Raw genomic sequence first — 15,249 nt, forward strand, 5'->3', positions numbered from 1 at the left:
ATGATGTGTTGAGTATTCCTCAACACTATCTTGCCGAGCAATCGATGACCGTCCGTCCGCCCTTCCATGCACTCCATGTTTTCTGCATCGTCGTGCGGGAAGGCGGGTTCCGCCAGGCGGCACAAGCCCTGCACCTGACGCCGAGCGCCGTCAGCCGCCAGGTACAGGCGCTCGAAGGACACCTCAGGCAAATACTGTTCGAGCGTACGGCCGGCAATGCGGCCGCACTAACCGCCGCCGGCCGGCAGTTGCATGAACAGGCCGCCGGCAAGATGGCGGAAATCGTCGGCATGCTCGAACCCGGCGGCAACCCGGGAAACCAGGCCTCGATCCTGGTCGACACCAGCGTGACGCTGGCCATGCACTGGCTGATTCCGCAACTGACGGGCTTCCGCCAGCAATATCCGCACATCCGCATTGATGTGCGCACCGCGGACGGCGACATCAATCCTTCCGCGCCGGTCGATGTTTTCCTGCGGCGGGATGGGGCGGAATTGTGCGGGATACCTTCACAGGTGTTCATGCGCGAGCACTGCGTATTGGTGTCGAGTCCATCCTTCGCAGCAGGCCTGAGCTCGCGCGAGCCGGACAACATGTACTGGCTGGCCACGGCGCCGCGCATCGGCATGCGCTCGCGGCCCGACCTGTGGCCATTATGGAGCCAGGCGCATGGCATGGATGCCAGGACGCTGGCACCGGCCATTGAATTTGACAACACGGTGCTGGCTATCCAGGCTGCCGTGCAAAGGCTCGGCGTGCTGGTAGTGCCGGAGGCCTTTGTCGCGGCAATGCTCGAAAACGGTACGCTTCAGCGCCTCCTGCCGGCCGCTATCGAAAGCGGCACTTATTCGTTTGCAGTGGGCCGCCAGCGCGCGTCGCCTCGCGTGGACCTGTTCACGCAGTGGCTGAAGGAGCGCGGAAACGCCGCCTAATCGTTACGCTGGCGGAACAGCCAGGCCCCCGCCACCACGGTAAACAGCACCACGATGCCGGCGATGATCCAGAAGCCGGCCTTGTCGTCGGCCAGCGGTACGCCGCCGACATTCATACCCAGCAGGCCGGCAATGATATTGATCGGCAGCGCCAGCACCGTCACGATGGTCAACACGTAGAGGCTGCGGTTATTGGCCTCGTTGACCAGGGCCGCAATCTCTTCCTGCAGCAGCTTGATGCGCTCCTGCAGCGCCGCCATGTCGTTCAGCACTACCGCAAATTCCTCGGTCGATTCGCGCAGTTCCTGCCGATCCGCCTCGCTGGCCCACGACGGCGGCCGTTGCAGCAGGCGGAACAAGGCCGCCGGCTCTGGCGCCAGCAGCCGTTGCAGCCGCACCAGCACCCGCCGCAGGGCGCCCAGGTCGGCGCGCTTGAATTTCAGCTTGCCCGACAGGAGGTTGTCTTCGATCCGATCCACCTTGCCGGTAGCGTCGCGCACGATGCGGGTCAGCACGTCCGCCTGGTCGCGCAACAGGTGGGTCAGCAGCACTACGCTGGAGACCAGGTTTTCGCCGCCGCGCACGGCCTGCCGCAGCCTTTCGACTGCCTGCAATGGCTTGCGCCGGGCGCTGACCACCAGCCGCCGGTCAACACTCAGGCAGACGCTGGAAATATCCGACGGCTCGAAACTGAAGTCGCGCAGCACGTCGTTGACCACGGCCACCAGGGTATCGTCGGCCTGCTCGATGCGGGTCGAGCGCGCGCCCTCTTCATGCAGGCTGTCGTAATATTCATTGGCCAGCACGGCATGTTCGCGCATCCATTTTTCGCTGGCGGTGTTGGCAAGGTTGAAATGCAGCCAGATGAACTCCCCTGCCGGGGTGCCCGTATCACGCAGCCATTGTTCGGCCTCGGATGCCTCGATCGGCACCGGCTGCGGGCCGCGCCCGAACAGGTAACCGCATACGAGGCCGCACTGGTCGGATCCATAGGTGACTGCACTGATCTGCATGAGTTTCCAATCTGATAATTTCGGCCGGGACTCGGCCGTTTAGTGTATGCTATAGCACTTCGGAACAACGGCTTTAATGCCAATTATGCAAGAGCACTCTAGTAGCGTCAGGAATGACGCTAAACCACACCGGTCGCTGTTCGAGCGACTCACCGCCCTGATTTCCCCTGAGCCCGAGAGCCGCTCGGAGCTGCTTGAAGTCCTGCACGACGCCCATGAACGCAACCTGATCGACGCCGACGCGCTGTCGATGATCGAAGGCGTGTTCCAGGTGTCGGACCTGTCGGCGCGCGACATCATGATCCCGCGCTCGCAGATGGACGTCATTGACATCACCAAACCGATCGAGGAATGGCTCCCGCTGGTGCTGGAAACGGCCCACTCGCGCTTCCCTGCCATCGAAGGTGAACGCGACAAGGTGGTCGGCATCCTGCTGGCCAAGGACCTGCTGCGCTATTACGCGGAAGAATCGTTCGACGTGCGCGACATGCTGCGCCCTGCGATCTTCATCCCGGAATCGAAACGCCTGAACGTGCTGCTGCGCGACTTCCGCGCCAACCATAACCATATGGCCATCGTGGTCGATGAGTACTCCGGCGTGGCCGGCCTGATCACCATCGAGGACGTGCTGGAGCAGATCGTCGGCGATATCGAAGACGAATACGATTTCGATGAAGAAGAAGACAATATCCTATCCATCAAGGAAGGCAAGATCGGCCCGCGCTGGCGCATCAAGGCGCTGACCGAGCTGGAACAGTTCAATGAAGAGCTGGATGCCGACTTGGCCGACGAGGATGTCGACACTATCGGAGGCCTGGTGGCCAAGCACCTGGGCCGCATGCCGCACAAGGGCGATACCTTCGACATCGCCAACCTGCGCTTTGAAGTGCTGCGCGCCGATGCGCGCCAGGTCCATGTGCTGACGGTTGAAAAACTGCCGGCATCCGTGGACGAGCAGGACTGATGCGCTGGCGTAAGACCAAGGCAGGCGAACCGCCTGCCGCGCCCCGCTCTACCCGTAGCCGCATGCTGATCGCCGCCATCTCCGGCGCGGCGGGCGTGTTCGCGTTCGCGCCGTTCGGCTGGTGGCCGCTACAGATCCTTTCGCTGGCAATGCTGGCCTACCAGGCCTTGCGCGCGGATGGCGTGCGTGCCTGCGCCCTGGTCGGCTGGGCCTTCGGCTTTGGCTGGTGCCTGGCGGGATTCCATTGGTTGTACATCGCGATCCACAATTTCGGCGGCATGCCGGCGCCGCTGGCCGCCATTTCGATCGCCCTGCTGGCGGCGGCAATGGCCTTGTATGCCTCGGGCGCCCTGGCCGCTACCGCCTGGCTGCGCAAGCGCTGGCCGCTGCCGCTGCCTGCCGCCACGCTTCTTGTGTTGCCGGCTTGCTGGGCTCTGTTCGAATTCCTGCGCGGCTGGCTTTTCACCGGTTTTCCCTGGGTGACGGCGGGCTATGCACACAATACTTCGCCGCTGGCAGGCTATGCCCCGGTGCTGGGCGTGTACGGCATCAGCTGGCTGGCCGCCATCACCGCTGGCGCCCTGCCGCTGCTGATGCATCCGTTCCGCTACAAGGCGATTACGCTGGTAGCGGCGATCTGGATCGGCGGCTTTGCGCTGGGCCGGGTCGAATGGACGACCCCTTCCGGCAATCCCCTGTCGGTGCGCCTGGTTCAGGGCAATGTCCCGCTGGTGAATAAATTCGACATCAAGCATCTCGGCGACATCCTGCGCATGTACCAGCAAGTGGTAACTGCGGCTCCCGCCGACCTGATCGCAATTCCGGAAACGGGCGTGCCGCTGTTCGCCTCTCAACTGCCGCCTGGCTACCTAGATTCCTACGGCCAGTTCGCGCGCCGCACCGGCAGCCATATCGTGCTGGGCATGCCGATGACCAATGGCATGGAATATTCGAACAGCGTGCTCGGCCTGCCGCCTTCGCTCTCCAGCAGCACTTATCGCTACGACAAGCACCACTTGGTGCCGTTCGGTGAATTCATCCCGACTGGCTTCCGCTGGTTCACCAACCTGATGCAGATCCCGCTCGGTGACCAGACACGCGGCGCTGTGATCCAGGCCCCGTTCCCGGTGAAGGACCAGAAAGTGCTGCCGAATATCTGCTACGAAAACGTGTTCGGAGAAGAGATCGCGGAACAGATTTCGCTGACCGGCGCCACGGTGATGCTGAACGTATCCGAGCTGGCATGGTACGGGGAATCGATTGCGATTCCGCAGCACTTGCAGATGTCGCAGATGCGTGCGCTGGAAACCGGCCGGCCGATGCTGAGCGCCACCAATAGCGGCGCCACGGTCGTGATCTCTCCACGCGGCGAAGTGATGCACGCGTTGCCTTATCGCCAGCCGGGCGTATTGAGCGCAACGGTACAAGGCATGTCGGGCGACACGCCTTACATCAAGCTGCAGAACAAGCTGTTCTTTGTCCTTGCCGCCCTGGCTTTGGCCGGTGCCTGGCTCTGGGCGCGATCCGTTAAACGCTAGCGGAGTGGAGCGCAAAACCGATCAGTGTTTTGCGCTCTCAATGACATCTTCGATACTTTTTGCTTCCAGCACCGCCATGATTTGACGCTCCAGGTCCTCGACGGTGCCTGCGGCGATCACTTGCTGCACATGCTCGTCCAATGGACCAAAACGCAGCCCAAGTTGGGACAGGACGATCTGGCGCAACATGCGCAGCTTCCCCTCCCGTAGTCCTTCCTCGCGTCCTTCTTCGCGTCCTTCTTCGCGTCCTTCCAGCCGTCCTTCCAGCCGTCCTTCCAGCCGTCCTTCCATCCGTCCTTCCATCCGTCCTTCCATCCGACCTTCCAACCGGCCTTCCAACCGGCCTTCCTGGCGGCCTTTGATCTTGGCACGCTTTTCAACGCGATGTTCATACGCACTCATGTAAGGCATGGCACTCCTCCCAAACAAGTCCTCCAACCTGGCATCCAGCTGTTGCTGCAATCCCCAAGGCAAGCGCATCATGCGATCGATTAACTCATGAACATCGAGAACTTTTTCCTTAGGCCAACCACAAGCATGAATTCCTGTTAGCAGACAGCCTTTGACACGCATGCGGTCCTCTAGTTCCCTGCGAGTGCGAAGGGTCGCCACATGCGCCGAAACCAGCCACGCGAAAACGTTGTCGCTCAACAGTAGTTCCGCGATCCGGTCCTCAAAGTCGATTAACTTGATCGTTTCGAATCCGAAACTCAATTGCGTGCGCCCGGAAATCATCTCCAAGCCCTCCGGACGCCAAGTTGGGCTGAGATCGCCAAGGATAGCGATACTACGCACCGGCAGGCGGAAGCGTTCATACAGGCGGTAGTAGCAGATAAACATGCGCTCCGCAAAATCAGCCTGGCTGGCGGTCTGGACTTCGATATGCCACAAGCAACTGGAACTGTCCGGTTCAGTAACGCGCATCAGCTTGTCCAGTCGACGCAGCCCAAATGCCCCATCGCGCATGCATTGGCCAAGCTCCTGCTCCAGGCTCTCGGGTGCAACTTGCCTTTCCCGCGTTTCAAGCAGGAAAAGTTCCGCAAAATCAGCCAGATAGCGCTCAGGGGCATGCTTCCACGGGGAATCAAAGTCGGCATTTGGACTATCCATGCTGCTTGGAGGCGGCTACGGGCTAGAGGTTCACGCGGCACCGCCAAGGTTTGATATGGATCAAAGGACCAGCCAGCCGGGCAAAACTCTACAGGTTCGCCGCAAAAACCGCTAAAATGAGCCGTTTTAGCGAACCGATAACGCTCGCGCCCAGGGCGCCACCAACGACCACGATGCTGACATTTCAACAAATTATCCTGACCCTGCAAACCTACTGGGACAAGCAGGGCTGCGCATTGCTCCAGCCGTACGACATGGAAGTCGGCGCGGGCACCTTCCACACCGGCACTTTCCTGCGCGCCATCGGCCCTGAGCCTTGGCGTGCCGCCTACGTCCAGCCATCGCGCCGCCCGAAAGACGGCCGCTACGGCGAAAACCCGAACCGCCTGCAGCACTACTACCAGTACCAGGTGGTCCTGAAGCCGGCGCCGGAAAACATCCTGGACCTGTACCTGGGCTCCCTGGAAGCGCTGGGCCTGGACCTGAAACAGAACGACGTACGCTTCGTGGAAGACGACTGGGAAAGCCCCACCCTGGGCGCCTGGGGCCTGGGCTGGGAAGTCTGGCTGAACGGCATGGAAGTGACCCAGTTCACCTACTTCCAGCAAGTGGGCGGCCTCGATTGCAAGCCGGTGCTGGGCGAGATCACCTACGGCGTTGAGCGCCTGGCCATGTACCTGCAGGGCGTGGAAAACGTCTACGACCTGGTGTGGACCGAGTGGGAAGAAGGCGGTGTGAAGAAGCAGCTGAAGTACGGCGACGTGTTCCACCAGAACGAAGTGGAGCAGTCCACCTACAATTTCGAGCACGCCAACACCGAGCTGCTGTTCGCGCAATTCGCCAACCACGAATCGGAAGCGAAGCGCCTGATCGAGCTGCAACTGACCCTGCCGGCCTACGAGCAGATCATGAAAGCCTCGCACAGCTTCAACATGCTGGACGCCCGCGGCGCCATCTCCGTGACCGAGCGCGCCGCCTACATCGGCCGCGTGCGCAACCTGTCGCGCATGGTGGCCCAGGCCTACTACGAGTCCCGCGAACGCCTCGGCTTCCCGATGGTCGCCAAATAAACGAATACCGAACATGAATCAGACCCTGCTCATCGAACTGCTGACCGAAGAACTGCCGCCGAAGGCCCTGTCCAAGCTGGGCGCCGCTTTCGCCTCCGGCATCGTCAACGGCCTGAAATCGCGCGACTTCCTGGAAGAAGACAGCGTCGCCACCACTTACGCCACGCCGCGCCGCCTGGCGGTGTCGATCACCAAAGTACGCGCCACCTCGCCGGACAAGCAGGTACGCGAAAAGATCCTGCCAGTCGCCATCGCATTGGACGCCGACGGCAACCCGACCGCGCCGCTGACCAAGAAGCTGGCAGCCATGGGCCTGGCCCACATCGCCGTCGCCGACATGGAACGTGCCCAGGACGGCAAGGCCGAAAGCTTCTTCTACACTAAGCTGGCAGCCGGCTCCGCCCTGCAAGCGGGCGCGCAAGCAGCGCTGGAAGAAACCATCGCCAAGCTGCCGATTCCTAAGGTGATGAGCTACCAGCGTCCAGACGGCGAGACCGTGCAGTTCGTGCGCCCGGCCCACGCGCTGGTCGCCCTGCATGGCGCCACCGTGCTGCCACTGACCCTGCTGGGCCTGACCGCAGCCAACAAGACCGAAGGCCACCGTTTCCTGACCGCACCGGGCAAGCGTGAAGTGACCATCGCGGACGCCGAGTCCTACGCAGCCACCCTGGCTGAGGCGGGCAAAGTCGTTGCAGGCTTCGATGCGCGCAAAGAGGCGATCCGTACCGCCCTGCTGCAAAAGGCAGGCGCCGACCAGGTCCTGATGCCGGAAGCGCTACTGGAAGAAGTGTCGTCCCTGGTCGAATGGCCGGTCGTGTATGAATGCCACTTCGAGGAAGAATTCCTGGCCGTGCCGCAGGAATGCCTGATCCTCACCATGCAGACGAATCAGAAATACTTCGCCCTGACCGATGCCAACGGCAAGCTGCGCTCGCGCTTCCTGATCGTGTCGAACATTGCGACCGACACGCCGGCCGCCATCATCGGCGGCAACGAGCGTGTCGTGCGCCCGCGCCTGTCCGACGCCAAGTTCTTCTTCGAGCAGGACAAGAAGAAGTCGCTGGAATCGCGCCTGCCGCTGCTGAAGAACGTGGTGTACCACAACAAGCTGGGCACCCAGGCCGAGCGCTCCGAGCGCGTCACCTCGCTGGCCGCCGCCATCGCCGGCCGCCTGGGCGGCGACAAGGCGCTCGCAGAACGCGCCGCACGCCTGTCCAAGGCCGACCTGCTGACCGACATGGTGGGCGAATTCCCTGAGCTGCAAGGCATCATGGGTACCTACTACGCGCGCCACGACGGCGAACACGAAGAAGTCGCCCTGGCCGCTTCCGAGCACTACCAGCCGCGCTTCGCCGGCGACAACCTGCCGTCTACCGCCACCGGCACCGCCGTGGCACTGGCCGACAAGGTCGAAACCCTGGTCGGCATCTGGGCCATCGGCCTGCAGCCGACCGGCGACAAGGACCCATTTGCGCTGCGCCGCCACGCCTTGGGCGTGCTGCGCATGCTGGTGGAAAAGCGCCTGCCGCTGTCCGTCTCGGCGCTGCTGGGCGACGCGGCCGCGCAGTTCGTGGCCGTGCCGAATTTCAAGGACCCGACCGCCGAAGTCACCGCGTTCATGATGGACCGCCTGCGCGGCATGCTGCGCGAGCGCGGCTTCAGCGTAAACGAGATCGAAGCAGTCGTGGCGCAGAACCCGGACCGCCTGGACGACATCGTGCAGCGCCTGGAGGCCGTGCAAGCCTTCGCCGCCCTGCCGGAGTCGGTCTCGCTGGCCGGCGCCAACAAGCGCATCACCAACATCCTGAAGAAGAACGAGGAAGCGCTGGCGCAAGCCGGCACGGTGCGCGCGGACCTGCTGCAAGATGCCGCCGAAAAGGCTCTGCACGCAGCCATGGGCCGCGTGGCGCCGGAAGTCGACACGGCATGGGCCAAGGGCGACTTCAGCGCCACGCTCAAGACATTGGCGCAACTGAAGGAAGAAGTCGACGCCTTCTTCAACGACGTGATGGTGATGGCAGAGGATATCGCGCTGCGCAACAACCGACTGGCGCTGCTGTCTTCCCTGCACGGCATGATGAACCGCGTGGCCGACATTTCCAAGCTGGCAGCCTGATATGCCTCAGACCCAGCCGACCAAGCTGATCATCCTGGACCGGGATGGCGTGATCAACCACGATTCGCCCGACTTCATCAAGTCGCCGGACGAGTGGATCCCCATCCCCGGCTCGCTGGAAGCCATCGCCCGCCTGAACCAGGCGGGCTACCGCGTGGTGATCGCGTCGAACCAGTCGGGCATCGCCCGCCAGTACTTCGACATCAACACCCTGAACGCGATCCACCAGAAGATGCACCGCCTGGCGCAGCAGGTGGGCGCCGATATCGACGCCATCTTCTTCTGCCCGCACGCGGCAGCCGACAACTGCGACTGCCGCAAGCCAAAGCCTGGCATGTTCACGGAAATCTCGAAGCGCTTCGAGATCAGCCTGAAAGGCGTGCCGACCGTCGGCGATTCGCTGCGTGACCTGCAGGCAGGCTTCATCAGCGGCTGCGTGCCGTTCCTGGTATTGACGGGCAAGGGCGAGAAGACTCATGCTACTGGTGGACTGCCGCCCGGCACGCAAGTCTTCCCCGACCTCGCTGCCACTGTAGACCACATCCTTAAGTCCGATTAATTGGAGACTGTCGTTGCGTAATTTCGTTCTGTTCCTGCGTTCCGCCCTGTTCATGGTTCTGATGGCAATTGCCACCGTCATCTGGTCCGGAGTCTGCATGCTGGCGGCGCCGCTGCCATACAACAAACGCTATTTCGTGACGTCGCGCTGGAACGTCTTCATCGTCTGGTGCGCCAAATGGATCTGCGGCATCAACTACCAGTTCAAGGGCTACGAAAACTTCCCGGATGCCCCGGCGATCATCCTGTCCAAGCACCAGTCGGCATGGGAGACCATCTTCCTGCTGGCGAACCTGCCGCGCCCGCTGGTGTTTGTATTTAAAAAAGAAATCCTGTACATCCCCTTCTTCGGCTGGGGCATTGCGCTGCTGCGCATGATCCCGATCGACCGCAAGCAAGGCAAGAATGCATTCAAATCCGTTGTTGCGCACGGCAAGCGTCGACTCAAGGACGGCCAATGGATTATCATGTTCCCGGAAGGGACTCGCATTCCGGTCGGCCAGCAAGGCAAGTACAAGAGCGGCGGCACGCGCCTGGCAGTGGAAACCGGTGCGGTGGTGGTGCCGATCGCGCTGAACTCCGGCGAGTGCTGGCCAAAGAATTCCTTTATCAAGAATCCGGGCACCGTTACGGTGTCGGTGGGCAAACCGATTTCGTCGGAAGGTAAAACTCCCGACGAATTGATGGAGCAGGTGGAACAGTGGATCGAATCAGAAATGCGCGTCATTTCGCCCCACGCCTACAGCGCTGGCTAGCCGAAAAGGCCGAAGCGCAACAGGAGGCGCCGCCGCCAGCGGCCGCGCCTTCTTCCCCGTTTCCCGTTCCCGCTCCCGCGGCAGTGAACCTGCTGCGTCCCCCGGTGCAACTGCGCCGCCCTGAACCGACCAACCCGCCACTGTCCGGCGACCAGGACAAGCGACAACTTCTTGTCGGCGAATACATTCTCGAATACGTGCTGAAGCGCTCCACGCGCCGCTCGATCGGCTTTACGGTCGACGATACCGGCCTGTACGTGACGGCGCCCAAGCGCTGCTCGCTGGCCGACATCGACAACGCCATCCGCGCCAAGCAGCACTGGATACTGTCCAAGCTTGACGAGCGCCGCCAGCGCCGCGCAGCACGCCTGGAAAAGCCGCCCATCGTGTGGGATGACGGCGCGAAGCTGCCCTACCTGGGCGAAGAGATCACGCTGCGCCTGTACCAGGCGCCGCGCAATCGGACTGAATTCGATCCGGTGGCGATGGAGCTGTCGATGGGACTGGTGCAGGGCGCCACCGAGCAGCTGCTCAAGGAACGCGTCAAGAACTGGTACAAGGCGCAGGCGGAAGGCCTGTTCCAGCAACGGCTGGACCTGTACGCGGCGCGGCTGGGCGTGCAGTATGCCGGCTTTTCGCTGTCCTCGGCCGACACGCGTTGGGGCTCCTGCACCGCGCAGCGCACGATCCGCCTGAACTGGAAGCTGATGCACTTCTCGCTGCCGCTGGTGGATTATGTGGTGGCGCACGAGCTGGCGCATATCCTCGAGATGAACCACAGCCCGCGCTTCTGGGCCAATGTCGGGCGCATCTATCCCCAGTACGAGGAAGCCAAGCAACTGCTGCGCAAGCGCGCCGCGGAATTGCCTCCCCTGTTCACCTAGTGCGCGTTCCCCCTGCCCTCCTGCTGCTTGCATCACTGGCCGCATGCGGCACGATTCGCGCCGGCGAGCCGCATTTTACGGTCATCACGGTCGATCCGCTGCGCGAACGCCTGCAACTGTTCCTGAACGATGAGCAGGGCCGTCCCTACAAGCGGCTGGAGAGAGTCGCTGCAGCGTTGGACGGGCGCGGCCAGCATCTCTCGTTCGGCATGAATGCGGGCATGTACCATGCGGACTACTCGCCGGTTGGCTTGTTCGTTGCGGACGGTGTCGAACTGTCGCCGCTGAACCTGTCGCCAGGCAAAGGCAACTTTTTCTTGCGCCCAAACGGCGTGTTCCTGGTCAGCGACGCCGGCGCCCAAGTGGTCGAATCTTCGGCCTACCCGGCCCTTGCTGGCAAAGCGCGCCTGGCAACGCAGTCAGGCCCGATGCTGCTGACCAATGGCGTGGTCAATCCACTGTTCGATCCGGATTCGCGTTCGCGCCACGTGCGCAACGGCGTGTGCGCCCTGGACGGCAAAGCCGTCTTTGTCATCAGCGAAGAGCGGGTCAATTTCTACCAGTTCGCCAGGTATTTCCGCGATGTGTTGAAGTGCCGGGACGCCCTCTACCTGGACGGCTCGGTCTCATCGCTTTACTGGCCGGCCCTGGGCCGCAACGACCGCCGTGCCGACCTGGGACCAATGATCGGCGTGATTGCGGACTAGAGCCAGCCCGCTTCGCGCGCCAGGCGGAAGGCTTCCACGCGGTTGCCTGCGTTGAGCTTGCTGATCGCTTCCGACAAGTAGTTGCGCACCGTTCCTTCCGACAGGCTTAGCTGCTTTGCGATCTCCGCGCCACTGCGGCCTTCACCGGCGAGCCGCAGCACCTGCCGTTCGCGTTCGCTCAACGGGTCTTCGCTTCCACTCCAGCTCTCCAGCGCCAGCTCCGGCGCGATGGCGCGCCCGCCGGCATGCACGCTGCGGATGGCGGAGGCCAGGGAATCGGATGGAGCATCTTTCAGCAGGTAGCCGCGCACGCCGGCCGTCATGGCGCGCCGCAGGTAGCCTGAGCGGGCAAAGGTGGTGACGATCACCACGCGCGTTGCGACGCCGCGCTCGGCCAGCACGGCAGCGAGCTCAAGGCCTGTCATCAGCGGCATTTCGATATCGGTCAGCACGATGTCGGGGCGCAGTTCTTCACAGAGCAGCAATGCCTCCTGCCCGTTGCGCGCCTGGCCGACCACATCGAGGCCGGATTCCAGTTTCAGTAGCGCAGCCAGCGCCCCCAGCACCATCGACTGGTCTTCGGCAATCAGTACGCGGATCATGCGACAGGTCCCATCGGTAAATGTAATTCCAGCGCCAGGCCGCCGGCGGCGGCGCTGGCGTGCAGTGACAGGCGCCCGCCCGCTGCCATGACACGCTCGCGCATGCCGCGCAGGCCATTGCCGAGTGCCAGCGCCCCGCGGTCAAGCGGCGCGCTGCCGTCATCGCTGATGTGGCAAACAACCTGCCCGCCGTCCTGCCGTACGCTCACCAGGCAGCGCGTCGCCCTGGCGTGGCGCAGGATGTTGGTGACGGCCTCGCGCAGCGACAGCGCAAGCACGTTCTCCACCGTTGCAGGCATGGGGAAAGGCTGCACATTTGCGTCAAGTTCCACGCCGGCCGCGGCGAGCGCGGCGCGCGCCTGCGCCAGCTCTTGCGCGAAGCCGCTCTGGCGATAGCCGGTCACTGCGCTACGCACTTCGGCCAGGGCATGGCGCGCGGTGGTTTCGATATCCTTGATTTCCTTCGCCGTCGCCGCCGTGTCGCGCTCCAGCAAGCGTCCCGCCAGTTCTGCCTTGATGGCGATCAGCGACAGCGTATGTCCCAGCAAGTCATGCAAGTCGCGCGAGATGCGTTCTCGTTCTGCGATGCGGGCAAGATGCTCGACTTCTTCCTGCTTGCGCAGCAGTTGCTGGCTCGAGCGGCGCACCCGCGCATCCATTACGCTGGCGATGCCGACTGGCGCGCCGACCGCCAATGCCGGCAGCAGGAAAGGCAGCGGCAACTCCAGCGTCAGCGCAAGCAGCGTCGCGGCGATCAGGTTGATCCCGATTCCCAGGTAAGCGTGGCGCGGCTGCTCCAACGCAGCGCACATCGAGCAGGCAAAGATGAAATAGGTGCAGGCGCCAAAATTGAACGGCGCCCAGGCAACGCCCAGCGCGATGGTCGCCAGGAGCAGGGGCACCACGCGCAGGTTGCGCAGCCAGAAGCTGGCAAGGTACATCGGCACGAACGCCAGGATCGACAGCACCAGCAAGCCAAGTTCGAGCAGCGAGGGTTTGATGTAGAAGTACTTCCAGAGGAAGAAATTCAGCGACAGCAGCCACAGGTAAGGCGCCTTGCCCAGGTGCGGAGGCAACCAGGGACCTTGCAGCCAACGTCTTGCCTGGATCATGCCTGCTCCCTTTACTGGTTAGTCAAACGCACGTCGGCGATCTGGAACTGGTAGTCGCCGATCTTGGGGCCGGCATTGAACATGATGAGCGTGATCGCACCGGTATCGACCCCGGCGAAACTGGCCATCGGCATGGCAACTTCCCGCCATTCTGCACCGGCTGCAAACGGCTGATAGACCGGGATGCGCGCGCTGCCATGCATGATCCCCACCTGGTAGCCCTGGCCGTCGCCTTTGACGCGGAAGCGCAGGGTCTTGGCGGCGCTCAGGTTCGCCGCCTGGAACGGCTGGCTGCCCGGCACGAAAGCGATGCCGGCCCACGGGAAGGCAAAGCCCTGCTGCACGCTTGCCTTCACTTGGACCGCGTTCTCGCCCGCGTACTCCAGGCTCACCGTCGATTTGCCGCCCAGGAAAGCGTCGTTGGAAGGCACCCATCCGGTGCCGAACGGGCTGGCCAGCTTTTCCTTGCTGAACAGGCTGATCATGCCGTCTGCCGGCAGCACCAGCGGCGCGCCCTTGGGCGTATTCAGTTCCCTGGCCACCAGGTCCTGCTGCGCCTTGCGGCGTGCCGATACGGTCGCGCCATCCTTCCAGACTTCGACAATATTGCGAGTGGCCTTGATGTCCCGGCTTGGATCGCCTTCGACCAGCACCAGGTCGGCCTTGGCGCCTTTGGCAACGACACCCCGGTCGGCCAGGCGGAATGACTTGGCCGGTACCGACGTGGCGGCGCGCAAGGCTTCCAGCGGCGTCAGTCCGGCACCGGTCAGCGAGAGCAGTTCGTGGTGCAGGCTGGCGCCGGCCTGGGTTCCGCCGTTGCCGGCGTCTGTGCCCGCCAGGACCGGCACGCCGGCGGTGCGCAGCGCAGCTACCACCGACCTGGTCGCGTTCATGCGCTGTGCCATTTCCTTTTTCCCGTACGGGGAATTCAGCGGCGCAATCTGGTCGCTCGTCAGCAGGGCCATCATCTGCTTGTCTTCCAGCACGTCCTCCTCCTTCAGGCCTGCTACGCTTTCCAGCACGCTGAAGGTCGGGATGATGAAGGCCTTGCGATCATGCGCCAGCTTGACGAAGGACTTGAGGTCCTGCTCCGTCATCGCCTCGCCGTTGAAAAGGTGCACCAGGCCATCGGCGCCCTCTTCCAGCGCGGTACGCGCATCCTCCGGATTGGAAATATGCACCACGGCCAGCTTGCCGCGCCGATGGGCGGCCACGATCAGCGCCTTCACGGTGGCGCGGTCCAGGCTCGGCACCGGATGTGCGGGCCAGCCAGGTTCCATCACGATCTTGATGAAGTGCGAGCCTTCCGCAATGCGGGCATCGACCCAGGGCTGCGCCTCTTCCGCCTTGGTCAGGGTAGGAATCGGCATGCCGTATTCGGTGCCATGGCCGCCCGGCACGGTTGCCAGCACGCCGGCCGAGATGATATCCGGACGATCCTTGTTCTCGCCGCGCGCCATGCGCCCGTTCATTTCCTGCAGCAGCGGCACGGCGGTGAACATATCCAGTTCGCTGGTCACGCCAAATACCAGCGGCAATTCAAGGTGCTGGAAGCTGTGGGTATGGGAATCGATCAAGCCCGGCATCAGCGTGCGGCCGGCGCCAGCGACCACTTTCGCGCCAGCGGGCGCCTTGCCCTTGAAGTCGGTGCTGGCGATCTTGCCGCCTTCCAGCAGGACGCTGCGCCTGGCATGCATTTCCTGCCCGTCGAAAACGCGGACGTCCTTGATCAGGGTAGTTTCGGCCGCCATGGCAGGCAGGGCGCCGGCCAGGCTGGCGGCTACTAACAGTTTCAGCATTGCGGTTCTCCTTGTGGTCAGGTGAACCCAGTATCCGGTTTGCGCCCGCTGCGCACCAGAACGGAATGCCACGACTTGGTCATGACATT

Annotated in this window: 14 protein-coding genes; 9 read left to right on the forward strand and 5 right to left on the reverse strand. The window is 63.0% G+C overall.

The features are described 5' to 3' along the window. The first annotated feature begins 8 nt into the window (after nt 1-8). Nucleotides 9-932 (forward strand): LysR family transcriptional regulator, encoded by a 924-nt coding sequence (locus tag ACN9MY_RS27190; RefSeq protein ID WP_426336400.1) that lies wholly within the window; start codon nt 9-11, stop codon nt 930-932. On the opposite strand, the gene ACN9MY_RS27195 is transcribed toward ACN9MY_RS27190, so the two are convergent. Continuing rightward, entirely contained in the window at nt 929-1,945 is a 1,017-nt protein-coding gene (locus ACN9MY_RS27195) for a transporter (protein WP_426319229.1), read from the reverse strand. The genes ACN9MY_RS27190 and ACN9MY_RS27195 overlap by 4 nt on opposite strands. 85 nt (nt 1,946-2,030) lie before the next feature. Here ACN9MY_RS27195 and ACN9MY_RS27200 point away from each other — a divergent pair, with 85 nt between their 5' ends. Both ACN9MY_RS27200 and lnt read left to right on the forward strand, forming a co-directional pair. Further along, nucleotides 2,031-2,909, forward strand: coding sequence for an HlyC/CorC family transporter (locus ACN9MY_RS27200; protein ID WP_426172317.1), 879 nt, complete (start codon nt 2,031-2,033; stop codon nt 2,907-2,909). Next, nucleotides 2,909-4,447, forward strand: coding sequence for an apolipoprotein N-acyltransferase (lnt, locus tag ACN9MY_RS27205; protein ID WP_426164751.1), 1,539 nt, complete (start codon nt 2,909-2,911; stop codon nt 4,445-4,447). The genes ACN9MY_RS27200 and lnt overlap by 1 nt, the downstream gene beginning before the upstream one ends. Before the next feature lie 21 nt (nt 4,448-4,468). Here lnt and ACN9MY_RS27210 read toward each other — a convergent pair whose 3' ends face one another. Continuing rightward, entirely contained in the window at nt 4,469-5,557 is a 1,089-nt protein-coding gene (locus ACN9MY_RS27210) for a hypothetical protein (protein WP_426336401.1), read from the reverse strand. 173 nt (nt 5,558-5,730) lie between these two features. On the opposite strand from ACN9MY_RS27210, the gene glyQ reads away from it, so the two are divergent. The 6 genes from glyQ to ACN9MY_RS27240 are packed head-to-tail and all read left to right on the forward strand — an operon-like array spanning nt 5,731 to nt 11,647. Continuing rightward, entirely contained in the window at nt 5,731-6,627 is an 897-nt protein-coding gene (gene glyQ, locus ACN9MY_RS27215) for a glycine--tRNA ligase subunit alpha (RefSeq protein WP_426164755.1), read from the forward strand. Between the two features lie 13 nt (nt 6,628-6,640). Beyond that, nucleotides 6,641-8,743 (forward strand): glycine--tRNA ligase subunit beta, encoded by a 2,103-nt coding sequence (gene glyS / locus ACN9MY_RS27220; RefSeq protein WP_426164757.1) that lies wholly within the window; start codon nt 6,641-6,643, stop codon nt 8,741-8,743. 1 nt (nt 8,744) lies between these two features. Then, nucleotides 8,745-9,302: a D-glycero-beta-D-manno-heptose 1,7-bisphosphate 7-phosphatase gene (gmhB, locus tag ACN9MY_RS27225; RefSeq protein ID WP_426164759.1), complete on the forward strand. Its 558-nt coding sequence runs from the start codon at nt 8,745-8,747 to the stop codon at nt 9,300-9,302. Nucleotides 9,303-9,315: 13 nt separating this feature from the next. Then, nucleotides 9,316-10,056: a lysophospholipid acyltransferase family protein gene (locus ACN9MY_RS27230; protein ID WP_426319233.1), complete on the forward strand. Its 741-nt coding sequence runs from the start codon at nt 9,316-9,318 to the stop codon at nt 10,054-10,056. Beyond that, nucleotides 10,002-10,940, forward strand: a complete 939-nt coding sequence (locus tag ACN9MY_RS27235) for a M48 family metallopeptidase (RefSeq protein ID WP_426319234.1) — start codon at nt 10,002-10,004, stop codon at nt 10,938-10,940. Before ACN9MY_RS27230 ends, ACN9MY_RS27235 begins: the two co-directional genes overlap by 55 nt. After that, a complete protein-coding gene (locus ACN9MY_RS27240) occupies nt 10,940-11,647 on the forward strand; it encodes a phosphodiester glycosidase family protein (RefSeq protein ID WP_426319235.1) in 708 nt (235 codons plus the stop codon). Before ACN9MY_RS27235 ends, ACN9MY_RS27240 begins: the two co-directional genes overlap by 1 nt. Here the strand turns inward: ACN9MY_RS27240 and ACN9MY_RS27245 are convergent. From ACN9MY_RS27245 to ACN9MY_RS27255, 3 genes are read right to left on the reverse strand one after another with little or no spacing between them, the layout of a single operon-like run. Further along, nucleotides 11,644-12,249, reverse strand: a complete 606-nt coding sequence (locus ACN9MY_RS27245) for a response regulator (protein ID WP_426319236.1) — start codon at nt 12,247-12,249, stop codon at nt 11,644-11,646. The two genes, ACN9MY_RS27240 and ACN9MY_RS27245, sit on opposite strands and share 4 nt — an antisense overlap. Continuing rightward, nucleotides 12,246-13,361 carry a sensor histidine kinase gene (locus ACN9MY_RS27250; RefSeq protein ID WP_426336402.1) on the reverse strand — a complete coding sequence of 372 codons (1,116 nt, stop codon included), beginning with the start codon at nt 13,359-13,361 and terminating at the stop codon, nt 12,246-12,248. The genes ACN9MY_RS27245 and ACN9MY_RS27250 overlap by 4 nt, the downstream gene beginning before the upstream one ends. A gap of 11 nt (nt 13,362-13,372) precedes the next feature. Then, nucleotides 13,373-15,160 carry a CIA30 family protein gene (locus ACN9MY_RS27255; RefSeq protein ID WP_426336403.1) on the reverse strand — a complete coding sequence of 596 codons (1,788 nt, stop codon included), beginning with the start codon at nt 15,158-15,160 and terminating at the stop codon, nt 13,373-13,375. Between the last annotated feature and the right edge of the window lie 89 nt (nt 15,161-15,249).

Origin of the sequence: Pseudoduganella sp. R-31 (assembly GCF_049913235.1) — a bacterium.
GTDB lineage: Bacteria > Pseudomonadota > Gammaproteobacteria > Burkholderiales > Burkholderiaceae_D > Rugamonas.